This is a genomic window from Acinetobacter sp. YH16056_T, from assembly GCF_024605895.1.
Taxonomy (GTDB): Bacteria; Pseudomonadota; Gammaproteobacteria; order Pseudomonadales; family Moraxellaceae; genus Acinetobacter; species Acinetobacter amyesii.
The window spans coordinates 556,580-578,160 of the sequence record NZ_CP094545.1 but is presented as its reverse complement, the minus strand read 5'-3'; the positions used below and the strand labels follow the sequence as shown (position 1 = coordinate 578,160).

The following is a 21,581-nucleotide window of genomic DNA, read 5'->3' as shown; positions in this document are numbered from 1 at the left end:
CTCTAAATAAAGTAAATTCGTTCTTTAGCATTGTTCAATGCGCTTTAAATTATGCAAGATTCAAAGCTTGAACGAATTTAGTTTGCAAGATATCAACGTGATTTTGATCTTGAAACTTAGGACTATCTAACAGCTCATTCACCTCTTGAGCCTCTACACACATCACATAAGGATTCATCTTCCGATAATAGCTCTGGAAATTTTGACTAAGCTTGGTATTCTGAAAAAGTGGCACAATCACATTCTTATTCGCAATTATTGCCTCACTTAACATCGAAGTTGAGTCAGGTGAACAAATAATACTACGCGCAGAAAAAATCAAATCCTGTATTGTAATGCCTTGCTCTTGCCCAAATAAAATCAGCTTAACATTCGGCAAAGATAATTCTTGCTTCAACTCCTGTTGTAATAGTTCAGGAGTACGCCTTGATGTACAAACAAAATATTTTTGAGTCATATTTTGCAAGGCCAAATTTTTGATTAAATTTAACCAATTTGAACCACTCCCAATTTTTACATCTGCTGTATCGGCGCCTAACAATATACTCACAATAGATTGGTCCAGATTTAAACCGAGTTTATTTTTTGCATTAATCTCATCTTGTTTGAGATTAAAACTCACCATCTTATTTGGAGCAATAGGATAAAATAAATAAGGAGCTTGATTTTCTTTATTTGGATCAGTCGTAAAGACTACATCATAAGCAGATTCAGGCATACCTCTTAATGATGTTGCAATTATATTTTTTAAACTCGGATTACTATTTATTAAAATTTTTTTCAATAATGCATTCGCTAAAAGCGTATCACCACCTGCAGATACAATATAAAAAAGATCAGATGTTTCATTCAAAGTTTTTAAAGCTTCTGGCGTTAAGAAAAAGCTTAACATCCACTCTTTAGACAGCATATTATAAAACCGCTTAAAAATTTGCTGTACAATTTTTTTAGGCTTATTAATTGTTATCTTAATAATCTCAAAATTCTGCGCTTTATTAAGTAATTTCGCAATGCCAATAGATTGCGTTTCGTGCCCAGGCTTACCATCAGTTAATAGTACAATCTTAACCATCCTAAGCCACTCCATCTTGAATTAATTTACTATATATCTCACAAGTATGATTCAGCATCATGTTAAAACTTAAATGCTGTTGAGCTTTACTAAAATAAGGAACATAGTTGTCTAAAGGATGATCTAGTTCTAAGTACTTTAAAATCACGGCATGTAGCTCAGCCACACTAGCTGGGTGACATAATAAGTCTTTGGGCACAAATTCGCTCATCATGCCAACATCTGTTCCAAAAACAGGTCGATTGAGTAACAATGCCTCGCTCAAAGTATAAGGTCCACCTTCACGATGTGAGGAAACAACCAAAGCCTCATGGTGACTAATTTTCTTCTGGATTTCATGACTAAATCCACAGAGCTTAATCCGAGACTCTGAACCCAGATCACCAATCAACTTTTGTAAGCGATCAAATTCTTCGCCTTCCCCATAAATATTGAGTTCTGCATCAATATCCTTCCAGGCTGTGATTAGTATGTCAAAACCCTTAACTTCATTTAAGCGACCAATCGCAATAAACTTTCTATTTTTCTCCCATTTATTAGGCTTTTCCGACAAGTCAACACCGTTATAAATCACTGATGTCTTAGAAGGTAGGTCTATTTGTTCTGCTAGCTTTTGACTGACTGCAATAATATGATCAAAAGCAAAGTAATGTTTTAATTTAGATTTTGCACCATGAATCGTAACCACACATGGTACAGAGATTTTATCTATTAACCCACTCATGAGCTGTGCTGTCTTCGATGCGTGTGCATGCACAATATCAGGCTGAGTCATCTTAATTTTTTTCAAAAGCTGATATTTGGTCCATGGATTATGACGACTACCACTCATGTCAAAACAGATACATTGAACATTATTATTAAAAAAATTTTTAAAGCGCTGATGTGCGATTACGCTCACGTCATTTTCATTTGCTAAACCATTTGCAAGTTCAATAACATGTTTTTCTAAACCACCATCTTCACAGCTAGCCATCACCAAAGTAATACGCACAGACTACCCCTCACGCTTACCTAATTTCATCCGCAACTTCACCGCAAACATTGAGTCCTTACCACTAACTTTAATCCGTTGTAATTGCATAAAGTCGGGACTTAGGCCATCAATGCCCTCTTTGGTGGTCACAGCATTGCTATAACCTGCCTGCTCTGCTAAACGCACATCGCGCTCAGAATAAATGCCGAAAGGATAGGCAAAACTCTCTACGGGTTTTAATATTAAATTTTCTAAAGCTTGTTTAGATTCATCAAGCTCTTTCAAACACTCAGCATCATTTAATTTATCTAAATTGGCATGCGTTAATGTATGTGAACCAATTTCGACAATACCACTTTGTGCCAAAAAGCGAACTTGCTCATCATTAAGTTTCGGTTCACGTGCCAATTCACCACTATTATGATGGGCTTTTTTATAGGTCGACCAGTCACGATCATGGCGATCAACCACCACATAAATAGTGCCTTTGGCTTGGTACTTTTCTAGTATGGGAAAAGCATTTTCTAAATTATCTAAATAACCGTCATCAAAGGTAATCGCAACTGTTTTTTCTGGATGTTGACCCCAATTTTCAACCAATTCCTGCATGGTAACGAAGTTAAACCCTTCTTTTTTCATCCAAGCGACTTGCTTTTCAAATTCAGCAGGTTTCACTCTTAATTTATTAAACTTCGCACCATCAAAATGTTCTCGGACCATGTGATACATTAAGACACGTGGTCTTTTCCAATCTACTGCCGGTTTCCACCATGCATATTTATAACTAAATGCAATCATCAAAACCAACAGAAAAATGAATATATAAATCACGGTTAAGACCAGTTATTTTGTCAGAAGATATGTTGCCACACGATCCGCTTCTTTAAAAGCGCTAGGTTCAGCCAATTGCAAAATTGAACTTGATAAAGAAATCAAGCCCTTTTGCAAAATCAAATCTATTGAACCTGTAATCCGATCTTTCTTCAACCGATCCACTTCAATCACCCCGACTTTACAACCCGCGGTGAGAGCCTCGTAAATCATTGAAACACTATCTTCAGTCACCCAAACCGCTTCGGCTTTTTGCATTTCTTCAAAAATCCAACCTTGCGGGGTGTCTTCAACTGGGAAAATCTGTACTTTTTCAATATTTTTCAACTGCGTAAGTTCTGCTAAAAACGCTTTTGGTGTGCGCCGTGAAGTGGTCAAAATGATTTCTGAATTTGGATTCTGCTCGACTATCTGTCCAATTGCATGAAGTACTTTAGCTGCATTCCACTGATGGCGTTTTGAAGAACCACCCAAAGCGATTAGGATTCGACCATGTTGATGCCGTTCTTCATTTACAATAGGATTTAACGCACCTTGTGTCGTTAGTACTTTATTTGATGCTTGAATACCATCGTGCTGTGGAATCACCGCATAATCAAACCATGCAAACGGCAAGCTTGGCTTCATTAAAATAATGGTTTTGGCTTTGTTATACACTTTGCCCAACAGCCATACTCGAAAATGTGTATGGCTGCCGACGCCAAAAATATAAGTTGGCTCGTGTTCTACGGCATGAAGCTGATGGCTAAATAGCGCAGAAATAAGTGTCACTATAGGCAAATCATCAATTGAAATTTCTTGAAAAGTGACTGCTTCCTGAGATTGGCGCTGCATGGCTTTAAATAAACCCAAAGCTTGTGAGCGATGTCCTGCTTTACCATCACTGACATAAACAATATGCATAGTCACTTTCCCAAAAATTCAATGTCTTCAAGCCAATAAAAAAGGCGAAACTTAGTTTCGCCTTTTCATCTTAACCGATCAGCTTATTTTACGTAAGTTAACCAGTGCGCATATTTAGGGTCTTTACCCTGAACCGCATTAAAGAATGCAGTTTGGATTTGCTCAGTGATTGGACCACGACAACCTTCACCAATTTGACGGTCATCATATTCACGGATTGGCGTCACTTCAGCAGCAGTACCTGTAAAGAATGCTTCATCAGCGATATAGAATTCGTCACGTGTAATACGACGTTCAACCACTTCAAAACCAAGGTCTTTCGCAATCGTAATAATGGTTTGACGGGTAATACCATCAAGTGCACCACCCGCGATGTCAGGAGTATGAATCACGCCATCACGAACTAAGAATACGTTTTCGCCTGAACCTTGACATACATAACCTTGTGGGTCGAGTAACATTGCTTCGTCATAGCCAGCATGTGCCACTTCTTGGTGTGCAAGAATGGACAAAGTATAGTTACCAGATGCTTTTGCTTTACACATGGTCACGTTTGGATGATGGTGCGTAAATGAAGACGTTTTAACACGGATACCCTTCGCCATCGCTTCATCACCAAGGTAAGCACCCCAGCTCCATGCAGCAACAACGGCATGAATGGTATTGTCAGTTGCTGCAATACCTAATTTTTCTGAACCAATAAAAATAATTGGACGTAGGTAGCAAGAAGCCAATTTGTTTTCACGAACCACATCAATTTGAGCTTGTTCTAATGCTGCATGATCAAATGGGACTTTCATTTGATAAATTTTTGCAGAATTTAATAAACGCTTAGTGTGTTCTTTTAAACGGAAAATAGCCGTTCCATTCGGAGTTTCATAAGCACGGACGCCTTCAAACACACCCATGCTGTAATGCAATGTATGTGTTAATACGTGAGTTTTCGCCTCACGCCAGTCAACCAATTGTCCATCTTGCCAAATAAAACCATCACGATCAGCCAAGTTCATGGCACACACTCCAAATTTTTACACACAGTCATTTTTATCCAATGCAAACGTTGCAGTTGGATCAATTAATCTTTGCCATAGCTTGCAAACGACCACTCGGGTATCGTGCCAATCGTCAGCTGAAACTTGCATGGATTGATTCGCAAGTGCTAAACGGTGGCTCTCGGCTCGTTCACGGAGATAAGCTTGAATCAATGCTGTCGCATCGGCGCTGGATAAGCAATCCGTTCTTGCGGCATCCTCAAGGATTCGTACGTTGTCAGAGTAATGGGCGAGATCGGGATTCGACCCACTCCATGCTAATACTGCATACTGTGCCATAAATTCGATGTCAACGATACCACCTGCATCTTGTTTTAAATGAAAAATTCCATCTTTTTGCTGCTCTTTAGAAGAACCTAGATGGTCTTTCATTTTTTGGCGCATTTTTAGCACTTCTGCACGAACATTGTTCTCATCTCGTGGCTGCGTCAAAATATTGCAGCGCAAGTTTTCAATTTCAATCCGTAAACTGTGCTCGCCTGCAATGGTTCTGGCACGTACCAAAGCTTGATGCTCCCAGACCCAAGCATTTTTATGTTGATATTGCTCAAAAGCTTTTAAGCTGGTCACCAATAACCCCGCCTCTCCCGAAGGTCGCAAACGTGTGTCCACTTCATACACTCGACCATCTAGGGTTTGCGTAGTCATTAAGGACATAAATTTTTGTGCAACCCGCATGGCAAATTCAAAGCCACTAATTGGTTTCTGTCCATCGGTATCGGCTTGTTCGTCCATATAGTGAATAAACACCAAATCCAAGTCCGAACCATAACCTAGCTCGATGCCACCCACCTTGCCATAGCCAATTACCGCGAAAGCCGTGTGATCAATCGAACAACGCTGCCCTTCTGCATCGATTGGATAACCATGTTTTTTGGCAACAATTTGATATGCCAAATGCAAGGTTGCATTCACCGACACTTCAGCAATATCGGTCAATGCATCCGATACTTTCATCAATGGGCTTTCGGCCAACACATCACTAGCAGCTACTGCTAAGACATTGGATTTTTTAAATAATCGAAGAACACGCATCTGATCTTCAACTTGATCAATTTCAATTCGAAGTAGTTGTTGACGTAGAGAGTCTTCTAAATCTTTACGCTTTGGTAGCTCAAAATCCATCGACAGAAACTCGTCCAACAGCACGGGATAATGCGTCAATTCTTCGCAGATCCAAGGACTCACTGTTGCCATTTTCACTAATCGTTGTAATGCCCCTTTGCTCTCAATCAGCATCACCAAATAGACTGTACGGCGCAGCACCGACTCCACCAAAGGCATGAGACGTAGTAAGGCCACCTGAGGTTTATCTGACTGTAATATCGCCTCAATGAGATGTGGCCAAAAGGTTTTTAAGCGCTGTACAGCTTTGGCAGGTAATTTTTTCAGCGCATGTCCATACCAAAATTCGTGAATTAAATTTTTGGCATCATCATCTAGAACATCGTTCAACTGGGCTTCTAAATGACTAAAACTTTCCAATAACGGATCGGGTTCTTTTTCTTTGATAAGATGTTCAAATTGGTAAATGACTTTGGCACGTTTCTGATTGAGCACATTCAAAAAGTCATCCCAAGATGCAAAACCTAAAGTATCTAAAATACGTTGGCGTGGTTCAGGCTCATGTGGCAACGATTGGGTTTGCTGATCATTGAGCGCTTGTATCGCATGTTCAATACGACGTAAAAATAAATACGCATCTTCTAAATCAGCAACCGCGGTATTTTCTAATAATCCAACTTCACCTAAATGATGCAGACTCACTAAACATTGACGGTCTTGCAACTCGAGTTTTGAACCGCCATAGATGAGCTGAAAGACTTGAACAATAAACTCTACTTCACGAATTCCGCCTGCACCGAGTTTAATATCATCTTCGATATTACGACGTAGCACTTCACGTTCGATCATGGCTTTCATGTCACGCATAGCTTCGAAAGCGGTGTAATCGACATATTTGCGGAAGACGAAAGGTCGGGTCATTTCCAGTAACTCGGCGCCTTCTTTACCGCCCGTGACGATCCGTGCCTTAATCCAGGCATAGCGTTCCCATTCTCGGCCATGCTGGCTTAAATATTTTTCTAATGCCGCATGACTGATTGCCAAGGCAGAACCATCGCCCCATGGGCGAAGGCGCATATCTACACGGAAGACAAAACCATCTGCGGTAATATGGTCAAGCAAGTAAATTAATTTCTGGCCCCATAAAATACAGAACTGCTGCACATCAATACATTTTCGACCGTTGGTTTCGCCTTGTTCATCAAAGGCAAATATAAGATCAATATCACTTGAAAGATTAAGTTCCTGTGCGCCAAGTTTTCCCATGGCAACCACAATCAGGTCTTGAACTTTCCCCTTATAGCCTAGCGGTTCGCCATATTTCGCAATCAACGGATTCAGTGCAAAATCTTTTGCCGCACAGATAGAAGCATCGGCAAAGTCTGAAAGCTCTCGAGTTAAGGTAACGACATCGGTGAGTTGATTGGCATCTTGCCAAATCCAACGAAACATGAGGCGTGCGCGCAGCACACGAATTACACGCATCCAGCTATTTTCATCTTGAATTTCAGCGAGGCTGCTTGCGACAAAATGTTGAATTTGTGCTGTACTGAGCGAGGTTTGAAACTGATCAATTGCATAGTCTTGTTCTAAACTGGCCTGATGGATTCCGAGCACCTGTTCAGCATATTGACTGGCACGTAATGTTTTCTGCAATTGCTCCGCATTCATTTCACAAACCCTAGCGTGATTTTTTTCTAGTTATAACAGTTGATAACGCTTAGGGAAAAGTATTTTTAGGCTTTTATACCAATAGACGGACTTTAAAGTTCGCTTAAGGTCGCATCTTTCTGTGCACTGCTACTCTCGGTACTTAAGGTTTGATGCAGACTCGTCGCCTTTGGCAACCAGACTTTAAATTGTGTGCCTTCACCTTCTTTCGAGTTCACCACAATTTCACCCTGATTTAAGTCCACAAAGCGCTTACAAAGGACTAAACCCAACCCCGTACCACGTTCTCCTGCCGTACCTTTAATACTAACCGTCAGTTTTTGCTGAAATAAATCGTCAATCTGAGCTTGGGTCATGCCCAATCCAGTATCCTGAATGGTGAATAAAATCCGTTCGCCATCTCGTTCGGCAGAAATCGTCACCACACCTCGTCCATCGGTATGAGTAAATTTCAATGCGTTTGACACCAAGTTTTGCATCACTGATGTGATCATATTGATATCTGCATTGACTTTAATGCCTTCAGGCACGGCGTTGATCAGTCGGATATTTTTCTTCACAGCCAAGCTATTTAAGACATCACTGACGATTTTTGCAGACTGATGCAAATCAAAATTAATCGGGTGATAAACAAAGCGACCACCTTCTGCCATAGCCCAGTTTAATAAGCTTTCTAAAAGGTTATACGTCGACTGTGTGGTGTCATATAAATAGTCTGCAATATTTTGCACACTCGAATCATCTAAGGTATTGCGTTCCTGCGCCAAAACTTCAGAAAAACCTAATAGACCATGAAAAGGTGCTCTTAAATCATGAGCAATAATTTGGAAAAATTTAGTCTTACTAAAATTCAGTGCCGACTGCTGTTCATAGGCTTCTTTTAATTCGGCATTTTCAACACGGAGTTGAATGATGTTGACTAGACTTTGTACAAATTCTTCAACGATCTTTAATTGTTTGGCTTCAAATGCAGTGACTTGATCATCAAACAAAATCACTTTACCAATAGAGTCTTGATCATATTTTAAATCGAAAGCGACTAAACGCTGATGCCCTAAACCCAGTTCCTGCATATAGTCGCAGTAAGCTTGGTAATTTTCAGTGTCGCGATCTATACGGGAATGTTCAGCAAAAAACTGATCTAGACGATCATCATCAGCTTCGGCCATAAAGGCCTTAAATATGTGCTCTGACGCATACCATATATAAGGTTCATTTTTAAATGCTAGGACAGCATTATCGACTTGCACAATACCACGCGCAAACTTTAAAAATTCTGCAATGCGGTTGTCGTCCGTATAAACCCCCATCAATAAAGACAAACGACAGGCAGTTAATAATTCGGTTTGTGTACCAATATCCAGTAAACGTAAAGCCATCCCGTTGCTCTCCTCAGGGTTTATCTTAAAGATAAAAACCAACTGTTCTGTTCAAGATTAATAGCAAAAATAGCCCAAACACTCAATAACAAAACCCAACAAAAAAACAAACATCATTTACGAATGCGCTATTTAATCGAACTTTCATCCAATTAGAAAATAAAAATATCTATAAAGAACATAACATTAAAGGTAAAACAAAAATTAAAACAATAAAATTAGAAACTTAAATTAATTTAAATTTTATTAACTGTTTATTTTAAATCGTACTTTTCGCGTTTTATTCAAACTAAAAACATGACCAAAAGAAACATTCACTTACATAAGACCTAAAAAACTGGGTTTAATTTTCTTTAACTCCATCACAAAAAATAGTGAGTTTTATGACTATTCTATGACCAGATTGCTCATCAGGATGCTCGTTTCAGTCAGCTACACTAAATGAATCTATTTTTAAGTTTTTCTATTAGACTAATTTATTAGTTTTTATCAGTTATGTGTGTCATTTGAGCATTAAACCATACTTGCTTGCTTTTACTTTATTAAACTGAGCTAAAGATTCGTTTCATGCTTCTACTGCACATGAACTCATTCACCCAAATGACTGAAGCTGAAAAAGTGCCATGCCTTATTCATCAGATATATAAGTTATCGCATAAGCATTCCGCGAGCCTTCAAAGTCAAACGTAGCATCAAACTCACGTCGTTCTTTAATAAAGTCCCCAATCCTGACTAATTTTCGAACTTCCGCACCAAATCTACACCTAAAAGTTAAGGCATTCGGTTTGACCTATCAAACGCTTTACTTTACAACTAAAACTCGAACGAGCCATAAAGAACAGATCAGCCCCAAAAAAATGATATAAATTTAATTGTTCAATAGCTTTAAGCTATGAATAACAAGCTTTCAATATTTCCCTTCTCGGTTTTGCGCTAAAATTGGGCGTCAAACTGCACTTCTTTTGTATCATTTTTCTACGAAATGACCACATCACAGGATCTTGCGTTGACTGAAAAGCAATGAACCCCGATACTTTCATAGTTTTATTTAAGCAAATCGGTTCATAGAGGCGAGCCACAAGCTCGGACCTCAAAGACACAATCTAAAGCAAGGGGCTATATATGGCTGGTGGAAAGTCAACTATCATCTACACACTGACCGACGAGGCGCCATTATTGGCGACTTACTCTCTGCTGCCGATCATTGAAACCTTTACTAAACCTGCTGGCGTTGAAATCGTTAAACGCGATATCTCAGTTGCAGCACGTGTACTCGCTGAATTTTCAGACTACCTAAGCGAAGAACAAAAGGTGCCAAATAACTTGGCAGAGCTTGGACAATTAACCCAAGATCCAAGCACAAACATTATCAAACTTCCGAACATCAGTGCTTCAGTTGGCCAATTAACTGCTTGCATTAAAGAATTACAGTCTAAAGGTTTTGCAATTCCGAACTATCCAGAAAACCCAGCGACTGAGGAAGAAAAAGAAATCAAGGCACGTTATAGCAAATGCCTAGGTTCTGCTGTAAATCCTGTACTTCGTGAAGGTAACTCTGACCGTCGTGCGCCTACTGCAGTAAAAAATTACGCGAAGAAACATCCGCACTCTATGAGCGAATGGAAACAGTGGTCACAAACTCACGTTTCTCACATGGACGAAGGTGACTTCTACCACGGCGAAAAGTCTATGACTTTAGACCGCGCTCGCAATGTAAAAATGGAATTGATCACTAAGTCTGGTGAAACTATTGTTCTTAAGCCTAAAGTTGCGCTTCAAGACGGCGAAATCATCGACTCAATGTTCATGAGCAAAAAAGCACTTTGCGACTTCTATGAAAAAGAATTAGATGATTGTAAAGAAGCAGGCATTTTGTTCTCTCTACACGTAAAAGCGACCATGATGAAGGTGTCTCACCCAATCGTTTTCGGTCACTGTGTGAAGATTTACTACAAAGAAGCATTCGAAAAACACGGCAAATTGTTTGATGAGTTAGGTATTAACATCAACAACGGTATGTCTGGTCTTTACGAAAAAATTGAAACTCTTCCGACTTCTCTTCGTGAAGAAATCATTGCTGACTTACATGCTTGCCAAGAACACCGTCCTGCACTTGCAATGGTTGATTCTGCAAAAGGCATCACTAACTTCCACTCACCTAATGACGTAATTGTAGATGCATCTATGCCCGCAATGATCCGTGGTGGCGGTAAAATGTGGGGTGCTGACGGCAAACAGTACGACTGTAAAGCTGTAATGCCTGAATCTACTTTCGCGCGTATCTACCAAGAAATGATCAATTTCTGTAAATGGAATGGTAACTTTGACCCACGCACTATGGGTACTGTACCTAACGTTGGTTTGATGGCGCAAAAAGCTGAAGAATACGGCTCACACGACAAAACTTTCGAAATCGCTGAAGCGGGTGTTGCAAACATCACCGACCTAGAAACTGGTGAAGTGTTGATGTCACAAAACGTGGAAGAAGGCGATATCTGGCGTATGTGCCAAGTGAAAGACGCTCCGATCCGTGACTGGGTGAAACTTGCTGTGACTCGTGCACGCAACTCAGGCATGCCTGCGATCTTCTGGCTTGACCCGTACCGTCCACACGAAAACGAACTCATCAAGAAAGTTCAAACTTACTTGAAAGAGCACGACACTACTGGTTTAGACATTCAAATCATGTCTCAAGTACGTGCTATGCGTTATACACTTGAACGTGTTGCTCGTGGCCTAGATACAATTTCTGTAACTGGTAACATCCTACGTGACTACCTAACAGACTTGTTCCCGATTATGGAATTGGGTACTTCTGCGAAAATGCTTTCTATCGTGCCTCTAATGGCTGGTGGCGGCATGTACGAAACTGGTGCGGGTGGTTCTGCGCCTAAACACGTACAACAACTTGTAGAAGAAAACCACTTACGTTGGGATTCTTTAGGTGAGTTCTTGGCACTTGCTGTTTCTCTTGAAGAAATGGGCATCAAAGAAGACAACGCGAAAGCTAAACTTCTTGCAAATACACTTGATGCTGCGACTGGTAAATTGCTTGACAATGACAAGTCTCCATCACGTCGTACTGGCGAACTTGACAACCGTGGCAGCCACTTCTACCTTGCTAAATACTGGGCTGAAGAACTTGCTGCGCAAGACGAAGATGCAGAGCTTAAAGCGAAATTCGCTCCTCTTGCTCAAGCACTTGCTGAAAACGAAGAAAAAATCGTTGCAGAACTTGCTGAAGTTCAAGGTAAAGCCGCGGACATCGGTGGTTACTACGCTGTAGATACAGCAAAAGTAAATGCTGTAATGCGTCCAAGCGCAACTTTAAATGCTGCTCTTGAGGCTGCTCAATAAGTTGATGCTGAACTAATGCAAGTTAGGGATGTAAAAAACCAGCGCGAAAGCGCTGGTTTTTTTATACCCTCATTTATATAGTGTTATGACAACTCTTTCATTTAATGCTTAGATCTAAATTTTATGAATGTGATTTATCAAAGGTTAGGATTTTTCATTCAACTACAGCCCTAAAATAAGGAAAACCTAAAATGGCAAATTCATGGGGAATACCAAAGCACATAGAGGATGCGGTCTCGGAGCGAGACCTGTGCTGTGTATATTGCGGCAAAAAGTTTGGCACTGAAAGAGCCAACAAGAAGTCTTGGGAACACATTATCAACGATATAAGAATTACAACCTTAACCAATATTGCATTGTGCTGTGTTGGCTGCAATGCATCTAAAGGCAATAAAGACTTAGCAACTTGGTTCCACTCTGAGAATGCTCGAAAAAGAGGTGTCAACACTGAGACAATTGCAGATGTCATCAAAGTAGCTTTAGATAGTTAATAAATCTTTTAAATACTACAAGCCCTATAAGACACCCGATCAATCACATTTGATTATTGTATTGATCTAATAATTTAAGCTTAGCATCTGATTCCACCATGAGTACCCAAACAAAATTCAGGTACTCATTTTACGAAGTGACCACCTGAAACGTGGCTAGTGAAATCATTGGAAATTTTCTAGGAATTTTATATAATTCATTACTTTTAGACATAAAAAACCCCAAGTCTTAATAAGCTTGGGGTCTTTTAGAATTTTGGTCCCGAGGGTCGGACTCGAACCGACACATCATCTCTGATAGTGGATTTTGAATCCACCGCGTCTACCAATTTCACCACCTCGGGAAGGTGTTGAAACGTATAATAAACTGTTTCAAAAACTTGTCAACGCATGATGTTCTCATTTGATTAAAAATAAACCGTATAAGAATTTTTAGATGGATAATCCATCAATTTCAGCGTTAAAACCCAAAAAAGCTTATACTAAGCCAAATTTCATTATCCCCTTTTCAGATTTCTTAACATGCAACTTTCTGACTTTAACTTCAATCTCCCCGACGAACTCATTGCCCGCTATCCACTCGAAACACGTAGTGCATCACGTCTGCTCCATCTCGATCTAAATGGCGAATATCACGACCATCATTTCACTGACATTTTAGACTTGCTCAATGAAGGTGACTTATTGGTACTGAACGATACCAAAGTGATGAAAGCCCGCTTAAAAGGCAAACGAGCAACTGGTGGTGCAGTTGAAGTCTTAGTTGAACGTATTCTTGACCCGAAAACCGCACATTGCCACATTAAAGCCAGCAATACGCCTAAACAAGGTGCGGAATTATTTATTGGTCCAGACGAAGTTAAAGTGACCGTTCAAGGCCGTCATGAAAACTTATTTGTTGTGGAATTTTCACAGCCTATTTTACAAGTTTTAGATTTATACGGTGCTTTACCGATTCCGCCTTACTTTAACCGTGAAGCAGAAGCGATTGATACCGAACGTTACCAAACTGTTTTTAACGATCCGACCAAATTGGCTTCAGTTGCAGCACCAACAGCAAGCTTACATTTTGATGAAGCGCTACTCAAAAAATTGGCAGACAAAGGCGTAAATAAAACCTTTGTTACCTTGCATGTGGGTGCTGGTACATTCTTACCCGTGCGCACCAATGACATTGAAAACCACATCATGCACAGCGAATGGTGTGACGTATCAGAAGAATCTATGGCTTTAATCCGTGAAACAAAAGCACGTGGCAATAAAGTCATTGCTGTCGGTACTACAGCGACTCGCGCGACTGAAAGTGCAGCTCAAGCCAATGGCGGCGAACTCAAGGGTTGGACTGGTGATACACAGATCTTTATCTACCCAGGTTATGAGTTCAAAGTAGTCGATCGTTTAATTACCAACTTCCATTTACCTGAATCTACCTTGCTGATGTTAGTGTCAGCGTTGTCCAGTCGAGATAATATTTTGAATGCCTATCACCATGCCGTCGAGAGCCAATATCGCTTCTTTAGTTATGGTGATGCGATGTTAATTGATAATATTAACCACAAATAAAATTACGCCGAAATCATCCCTATGCCGATAGATTCTGTAAAGCACTCCATCCATATTCGTCGAAAAAAGAATGCTGTGGTTTTTCAGAATATCGCTCGGCTCTGGGATATAGGCCGAAATGCAAAAACACACCAAGAGCTCCTCGATGGACTGCATCCATGGAATGCTCCCATTACACTCAAATTTGAAAATTTACTCCCCCTAGCTTTAGCCGCACTGGGTATCGGATTCATGCTGTTTATTGTAATTCAGCCCGATCATGGCTGGGCACAGCTCTGCTTTGCTGTGGGGTTGGCCATGGTGTTCTGGGCCTATATCAGCTATGAAAAAGATGACCCGCTCGAAGATGTTATTGCGTTTTTGGAAACCGAATGCATCGCAAAAAAATACCAACTGGCTTTTAACCGACAGCCTCAATACATTTCAATGCCGCTGAATAATCTACAATTTATTGGCAATCTTAAACGTATGTTCCCCGTATTTAAGCAAGGCAGCCTTTCGAATGATATTCAGACCTTCGCGAGCACCGTTTGGGAAGATGAAAATCAGCAACAGCATCAAGTCATGGTCTTTCATTATCACTATGTGAATGAACTGAAAGTACGTGACAAAGACGGTGATGAAGTCACGGTTAAAGAAATTCATAAAGACTTGTGGGGCGTATTTGTTTTTGATATTGGCATCCATGGACTTGCCGTATCTGCAACAGGCAAAAACTTTGGCTATCCCTATAGTTTTCCTTGGCACAGCAGCGACATTCAAACCAATCAAAAATTAAAGTTTTATGGCAATAACCAAATGGAAATCGCTAAATTGCTCAGCCCGGGCTTTGTCCTTCGACTAGCGGATTTTTTTCAAAACCGTGAAGGTGATCTGCTATTTCATCCGAGCCACCGAATAATGTGCTATCTTGGCTCTACAGATTTATTTAAAGTCAGTAGTAAAGCAAAACGAATTCAGGATGTTTCTGCATTGCGTGGACATCTCAGAACCTTTAAATTAAATGCTTTAGAAAATTTGAAAAACGACTTAACGCAGTTTTTAAAATAGATTTCATACAATAATGCTTTAAATTACGACCTTTTATCTTGAGGATAAAATTTTATGGGGCTTTTGATCTTTGTTTTAATCATCATTGCATTGGTGATTGGTGCAATCATGATTCGCAACAACATTGTCCGACATCACAATGCAACCATTCGTGCATGGTCAGATGTAGCCAGCTATGAACGTCAAAAAATCAAAATTTTAGATGGATTACAGCCACTGGTTGAGCAATATTCGAATTTTGAACAAGGGACTTTGGCAAAAGTCACTGAACTCCGTCAAAATATTATGAATTTGAACGTCAATAGTACCGATGTCAGCCAATTACAGCGTATTGAAGCCTTAAATCAAGATCTAATGCGCAGCCTGAATGTTGTGGTTGAAAACTACCCAGAGCTCAAAGCCAATGATATTTATCTGAAAATGATGAATGAAATTGAAGAACAAAACGAAAATGTCGGTGCGGCGATTACTATTTTTAACCGCAACGTTGAGTTGTTCAACAACCACATTCAAGTGTTTCCTAACAATATTATTAATACGCTATTGCTGAGTAAAAAAGCGGTTCGCCCTTTCCGCGATCAAGCTGCCAGCCAAAATTTTGATTATCGTCCGAACTTTTAAGTTCGGGCTTTAACATACCAAAGTAAAAAAATAATGATGAGGTGATCAAGCACCTCCAAAACTAGAAAGAAAAATAAAATATGCAAAATCAAATTAATGCACTGAAAAATGTGCTGATTCAGGCGTTTTTCAAACTCTATGAGCAGCACCAAGACGACCATATTTACGCATGTACATTGGCGTTCAATCCCTATTTATCCATAGACTATATCGCAGTCTCTACGCAGCGTAGTATTTTTGCCGAAGATGAATATTCTGCTCAATATCTTGCAGCGCATGATCGATGGAATGTGTCGAAATGGCGCTCTCGTAGTGCCCTTTCCCTCAACCAAGACTTGGCGCAGTTTAAACTAACATCTGTAAATGAAGTGGGTCTTTTAGACCTCAATCCATCTTCGATCGAAAGCTCAATGAAGTCTGAGTCAACTAACCATCTTTCAATCTTGCTCAATGCCATACAACAAACAAAAGTCGACTTGGTTCAGTCCTACGGCATAGAACTGGACAATATTCTGTTTTTTATCACGGTCCCGACACAGCCCGAAATAGAAATTTATTCAGCTCAGGTTTTAAATACTCCAAGCACACAACTTGACGATTTTCTCAAATCCAAGCAACCGCTCAAACTCGACAGCTTACACAAGCGTATGAAGCTGTCTCAGTATGATAAAGACCTGCTGATTGATTTGGCTCAAATCGTTGAAATACAACCTTATAACTATTTACATGTAGCCAATGAAGTCTATCTTTTAAGCTTAGAAAAAAGCTATGCAACCACGAATCCCTATATTCAAAAGCTTATTGACAGCATCGTGGCCATGACATCGGACCCGAAAGGTACATTTGCGATGGATAAAGAAGAAATTTTGCAGCGAATTAACCAGTTCTATTTTAATGCCAAGAGTTCAAATGAAGCCTTGTCACAAGATGCAATCTATAAATTTACAGACTTAACACCCGACAAAGCTAGCGTTTAACCGCAGAATCAAGGAAAATAGAGCACTTTTAGCACTCTTACCATCAGCGAACTGTTTTTTCGCCTTGATCTGGACCTTGTATGAAGTTTGAAAAATTGGCGCAATCGGGCCGTGCTCGTCGCGGCCGTTTAACCCTTGAACATGGTGTCGTTGAAACACCTATGTTTATGCCTGTTGGTACTTACGGTACTGTAAAAGGCATGCTCCCACGTGACATTAAAGAAATTAAATCCCAAGTTATTTTGGGTAATACTTTCCATTTATATCTACGCCCAGGCCTAGATGTTATTCGTGAACATGGTGGTTTACACCAATTCATGAAATGGAATAACCCGATTTTGACAGATTCAGGCGGTTTCCAAGTCTTCAGTCTTGGCGCTATGCGCAAAATTAAAGAAGATGGCGTAACTTTCCGCTCTCCGATTGATGGCTCTAAAGTCTTTTTATCTCCTGAAATTTCGATGGATATTCAGCACACACTGAATTCAGACATCGTGATGATTTTTGATGAATGTACGCCTTATCCTGCGACACATGAAGAAGCGCAAAAATCACTGCAGCTTTCATTGCGTTGGGCGAAACGTTGTAAGACTCAACATCATGACGTGCTGAAAAACCGTAATGCCCTGTTTGGTATTATCCAAGGCGGCATGTATGAAGATTTACGTGATGAATCTTTAAATGGTCTCAAAGAAATTGATTTTGATGGTTATGCCATTGGTGGCTTGTCTGTTGGCGAACCTAAAGAAGAAATGATCAAAGTATTGGATTATCTTCCAGAGAAAATGCCTGCGGATAAACCACGTTACTTGATGGGTGTCGGTAAACCAGAAGATATCGTAGAAGCAGTTCGTCGCGGTGTCGATATGTTTGACTGTGTGATGCCAACTCGAAATGCACGTAATGGTCATTATTTTGTGACTGACGGTTTAGTGCGTATTCGCAATGCCAAATATCGTCATGATCAAAGTCCGCTTGACCCACATTGCGACTGCTATACCTGTACAAATTTCACCAAATCTTATCTCTTCCATCTTGAGAAATGCGGCGAAATGCTCGGTTCGATGCTCGGTACTATTCATAACTTACGTTATTACCTGCGTCTGACTGAAGCGATGCGTGATGCTCTCGATCATGGCACTTTTGATGAGTTTGTTGAAGACTTTTATCGTCGTCGCGGCATGGAAGTGCCACCTTGTCCTCAAGATTAATTCTTTCAGCATTTGCGCTGAAGAAAAAGACAAGGTAAATTGCTGAACAAGTCCAATTTATTTATCAAAGTATTGATAACCAGTTTTTTTAGTTTAGGAAAATGAAATGAGCCTTTTTATTTCTACTGCTCACGCGGCAGGTGAAGCTGCACAGCAACCGAGCATGATGGCAAACCTGTTGATGATTGCGGTATTTGTCGCAATCTTCTACTTCTTGATCTGGCGCCCTCAATCAAAACGTGCAAAAGAACATCGTGCACTAATTGAAAGCCTAGGTGTTGGTAGTGAAGTTGTTTTTGCGGGCGGTTTAATGGGTAAAATCACAAAAATCGAAGGTGATTTTGCAGTTGTTGAACTGAACCGTGGCGTAGAAGTAAAAGTACAACGCGCAAGTGTGATTTCAGTTCTGCCTGAAGGCACTCTAAATAACCTTTAATCAAAAAATAAGTCGTGCACCCGCACGGCTTTTTTCATTTTAAGAAGAAAACGAATGCGTTACCCAGCATGGAAATATCTACTGATTCTAGTGGTACTAGCCATCAGTACATTATATGCCCTGCCAAGTTTGTATCCTGATGAACCTGCTGTTCAAATTTCAGGTGCCAAAGCCGGTACCCAGATTGACCAAAGCATCGTACAAAAAGCAGAGCAGATTTTAAAATCTGAAAATATTGCCAGCCATGACAATAACTTCACCAATAATGCCGCTTTATTACGTGTTGATTCGAGCGAACAACAATTAAAAGCGAAAGAAGCACTGCGTCGTGGGCTCGGTGAAAATTATGTCGTCGCACTGAACCTTGCGCCTACTACCCCAGAATGGCTACAAAAAATTGGTGCTAAACCAATGAAGCTGGGTCTGGATTTACGTGGTGGTGTACATTTCCTACTTGAAGTGGATATGGACAAAGCCATTTCACAACGTATGGAAACGTCTGCGGCTGACTTACGTCGCCAACTTCGTGACAATAAATTAAAATTCAATAGCTTATCTTTGAACAACAACACCATTACGATGCAATTTGCAAATAATGATGACCGTTCTGCAGCTATGGATTTCCTTCGTCGTAACGGCAATGAATATACTCAACAAGCGGTTGCAACAACTGAAGGTTCGACTCTTCGTCTAAGCTACACAGATACACGTAAACAAGAAATTCAGTCTTATGCTGTCAACCAAAACTTAACAACTTTACGTAACCGTATTAACGAGTTAGGTGTAGCGGAAGCATTGGTGCAAACTCAAGGTAGCAACCGTATTGTGGTTGAATTACCGGGTGTACAAGATACTGCTGAAGCAAAACGTGTACTTGGTCGTACTGCAAACCTTGAGTTCCGCTTAGTTTCTGACTTAAATGATCAATATATCGATCCTTACACAGGTCAAGCAAAAGGCTCATTACCGCCAGGTACAGAAGTATTTGCTTATGAATCTTTGGACAGCGGTCGTCAATTATTGCTTAACCGTAACCGTATCTTAACAGGTGAACGTGTACAAAATGCGTCATCAGGTTTTAGCCAAGATACAGGTGGTGCTGAAGTAAATATTACTTTGGATACTGCGGGCGGTAAGTTGATGTCTGAAGCCACTCGTAATGCTGTAGGCAAACGAATGGCAGTTTTGTTCATCGAGAACAAACAAAAAATTAGTTATGTTGCAGATCCTACAACAGGCACACAAACTGAAGTTCGTACACCTTATACCGAATCTGTGGTCATCAATGCGGCAACGATTCAAGCCGTATTGGGTTCTCAGTTCCGTATTACTGGTCTGGATTCACCTCAAGAAGCGTCTGAACTTGCATTGATGCTACGTGCAGGTGCATTGGCAGCGCCAATGTACTTCGTGGAAGAACGTGTGATTGGTCCGAGTCTCGGTCAAGAAAACATCGACAAAGGCGTGTTATCAACTCAAATCGGTTTCTTATTGGTTGCGATTTGGATGGTGGTCTTCTTCCGTGTGTTCGGCTTGATTGCCAACTTTGCACTCGTGGTTAACCTTGCCATGATTTTAACCATCATGTCTTGGATTGGCGCGTCCCTCACCCTTCCGGGTATTGCAGGTATCGTAATTACCATTGGTATGGCGGTCGATGCCAACGTACTGATCTGTGAGCGGATACGAGAGGAAATTAAATGGGGTGCCTCGCCGAAACAGGCGATTGTTGCGGGTTATGATCGTGCGTATAACACCATCTTTGACTCCAACTTAACCACATTCTTGGTGGCTTTCATTCTGTTCGCAATTGGTACAGGCCCAATTAAAGGCTTCGCGGTTACCCTAATGATTGGTATTGTGTGCTCAATGTTCACAGCAATTACTGTGACACGTGCAATCGTACAAATCATTTATGGTAAAAAACGTAACCTGAAGAAGTTGAGCATTTAGGAGATCGAAGATGACTGAAAATACTCAACCGAAACAATACGGCCGTCCGGACAACGAGCGCATTATTCCATTTATGAAGATTGCCAAACCGGCAGCCTTGATATCGATTATTTTAACGCTCGCAAGTATCTTTTTTATTTGCACCAAAGGTCTAAACCTCGGTTTGGACTTTACTGGCGGTGTGGCAGCAGAGTTGAACTATAGTCAACCAGTAAAATCTACCGATGTGAGCTCAGCGCTGACAAAAGCTGGTTTTAAAGACCCTGTAGTACAAACCTTAGGATCTGACCGCGACCTGATGGTTCGTATGCCAGTTCAAAAAGACATTGAAGCTGAAGACTTAACCAAAGCCATTACGACTGCTGCTCAATTGCCAGGCAATAAAGCAGAAGTACATAAAGTTGATGTAGTTGGCGGTCAAGTCGGTAATGAACTCTACGTGCGTTCTGCTGGCGCTGTAGGTCTTGCCCTACTGCTCATGCTGGTTTATGTCACTATTCGCTTTGAATTCAAACTTGCGATGGGTGCTGTACTGTCTTTATTCCACGATATCGTGGTGACCATTGGTATCTTTGCCATGATGCAGTGGCCGTTTGACTTAACAGTTTTGGCTGCACTACTCGCGATTATCGGTTTCTCGCTCAACGATAACATCGTTGTATCTGACCGTATTCGTGAAAACTTCCGTAAGATTCGTGGTGCTGAGCCTCTTGAAGTTGTCAACAGTGCATTAACTGAAACACTTCGCCGTACCATTCACACCTCTATGACACTATTACTGGTTGTTGTGGCGATGATGGTACTGGGCGGTGATGGTCTGAAATGGTTCTCTGTTGCAATGTTTGTTGGTGTATTTGTGGGTACATATTCATCAATCTACATTGGTACAGCCTTCGCGCTATGGCGTGGCCTGAACCGTCAAGACTTCATTGTACAAGTGAAGCCTGAATTTGAAGAAGAAGAGATTCCTTAA

General features: G+C 40.6%; 17 protein-coding genes and 1 tRNA gene. 10 read left to right on the top strand and 8 right to left on the bottom strand.

The features are described from left to right. Positions 1–49: 49 nt before the first annotated feature. From MST17_RS02845 to MST17_RS02815, 7 genes are all read right to left on the bottom strand, one after another. Positions 50–1,072 (bottom strand): ELM1/GtrOC1 family putative glycosyltransferase, encoded by a 1,023-nt coding sequence (locus MST17_RS02845; protein WP_180026746.1) that lies wholly within the window; start codon positions 1,070–1,072, stop codon positions 50–52. Between the two features lies 1 nt (position 1,073). Then, on the bottom strand, positions 1,074–2,066 hold the full coding sequence (locus MST17_RS02840; protein ID WP_180026747.1) for a glycosyltransferase: 993 nt from the start codon (positions 2,064–2,066) through the stop codon (positions 1,074–1,076). A 3-nt stretch (positions 2,067–2,069) separates the two neighbouring features. Then, positions 2,070–2,879, bottom strand: coding sequence for a polysaccharide deacetylase family protein (locus tag MST17_RS02835; protein ID WP_180026748.1), 810 nt, complete (start codon positions 2,877–2,879; stop codon positions 2,070–2,072). A gap of 12 nt (positions 2,880–2,891) precedes the next feature. Next, positions 2,892–3,782, bottom strand: a complete 891-nt coding sequence (locus tag MST17_RS02830; protein ID WP_180026749.1) for a mitochondrial fission ELM1 family protein — start codon at positions 3,780–3,782, stop codon at positions 2,892–2,894. An 83-nt stretch (positions 3,783–3,865) separates the two neighbouring features. Then, entirely contained in the window at positions 3,866–4,792 is a 927-nt protein-coding gene (locus MST17_RS02825) for a branched-chain amino acid transaminase (RefSeq protein WP_078191262.1), read from the bottom strand. Between the two features lie 18 nt (positions 4,793–4,810). Beyond that, on the bottom strand, positions 4,811–7,570 hold the full coding sequence (gene glnE, locus MST17_RS02820; protein WP_180026750.1) for a bifunctional [glutamate--ammonia ligase]-adenylyl-L-tyrosine phosphorylase/[glutamate--ammonia-ligase] adenylyltransferase: 2,760 nt from the start codon (positions 7,568–7,570) through the stop codon (positions 4,811–4,813). A 92-nt stretch (positions 7,571–7,662) separates the two neighbouring features. Further along, positions 7,663–8,949, bottom strand: coding sequence for a sensor histidine kinase KdpD (locus tag MST17_RS02815; protein WP_180026751.1), 1,287 nt, complete (start codon positions 8,947–8,949; stop codon positions 7,663–7,665). Between the two features lie 1,122 nt (positions 8,950–10,071). Here MST17_RS02815 and MST17_RS02810 point away from each other — a divergent pair. Together MST17_RS02810 and MST17_RS02805 are read left to right on the top strand one after the other, a co-directional pair. Continuing rightward, entirely contained in the window at positions 10,072–12,306 is a 2,235-nt protein-coding gene (locus tag MST17_RS02810; protein WP_180026752.1) for an NADP-dependent isocitrate dehydrogenase, read from the top strand. Between the two features lie 191 nt (positions 12,307–12,497). Beyond that, a complete protein-coding gene (locus tag MST17_RS02805; RefSeq protein WP_168378735.1) occupies positions 12,498–12,797 on the top strand; it encodes an HNH endonuclease in 300 nt (99 codons plus the stop codon). A gap of 257 nt (positions 12,798–13,054) precedes the next feature. Here the strand turns inward: MST17_RS02805 and MST17_RS02800 are convergent. After that, a tRNA-Leu gene (locus tag MST17_RS02800) sits at positions 13,055–13,141 on the bottom strand. 178 nt (positions 13,142–13,319) lie between these two features. On the opposite strand from MST17_RS02800, the gene queA reads away from it, so the two are divergent. The 8 genes from queA (at position 13,320) to secF (ending at position 21,581) form a co-directional block, all read left to right on the top strand. Then, the gene (gene queA / locus MST17_RS02795; protein ID WP_180026753.1) at positions 13,320–14,360 is read left to right on the top strand and encodes a tRNA preQ1(34) S-adenosylmethionine ribosyltransferase-isomerase QueA; all 1,041 of its coding nucleotides are present in this window, start codon (positions 13,320–13,322) and stop codon (positions 14,358–14,360) included. 21 nt (positions 14,361–14,381) lie between these two features. Beyond that, positions 14,382–15,410: a hypothetical protein gene (locus MST17_RS02790; RefSeq protein WP_180026754.1), complete on the top strand. Its 1,029-nt coding sequence runs from the start codon at positions 14,382–14,384 to the stop codon at positions 15,408–15,410. 54 nt (positions 15,411–15,464) lie between these two features. Further along, the gene (locus MST17_RS02785) at positions 15,465–16,031 is read left to right on the top strand and encodes a LemA family protein (RefSeq protein WP_078191268.1); all 567 of its coding nucleotides are present in this window, start codon (positions 15,465–15,467) and stop codon (positions 16,029–16,031) included. An 80-nt stretch (positions 16,032–16,111) separates the two neighbouring features. Further along, positions 16,112–17,008: a DUF4303 domain-containing protein gene (locus tag MST17_RS02780; protein WP_180026755.1), complete on the top strand. Its 897-nt coding sequence runs from the start codon at positions 16,112–16,114 to the stop codon at positions 17,006–17,008. Between the two features lie 80 nt (positions 17,009–17,088). Further along, positions 17,089–18,219: a tRNA guanosine(34) transglycosylase Tgt gene (tgt, locus tag MST17_RS02775; protein ID WP_078191270.1), complete on the top strand. Its 1,131-nt coding sequence runs from the start codon at positions 17,089–17,091 to the stop codon at positions 18,217–18,219. Positions 18,220–18,325: 106 nt separating this feature from the next. Further along, entirely contained in the window at positions 18,326–18,655 is a 330-nt protein-coding gene (yajC, locus tag MST17_RS02770) for a preprotein translocase subunit YajC (RefSeq protein ID WP_078191271.1), read from the top strand. A gap of 54 nt (positions 18,656–18,709) precedes the next feature. Further along, positions 18,710–20,608, top strand: a complete 1,899-nt coding sequence (gene secD, locus MST17_RS02765) for a protein translocase subunit SecD (RefSeq protein ID WP_180026756.1) — start codon at positions 18,710–18,712, stop codon at positions 20,606–20,608. Positions 20,609–20,618: 10 nt separating this feature from the next. Next, entirely contained in the window at positions 20,619–21,581 is a 963-nt protein-coding gene (gene secF / locus MST17_RS02760; RefSeq protein ID WP_111885820.1) for a protein translocase subunit SecF, read from the top strand.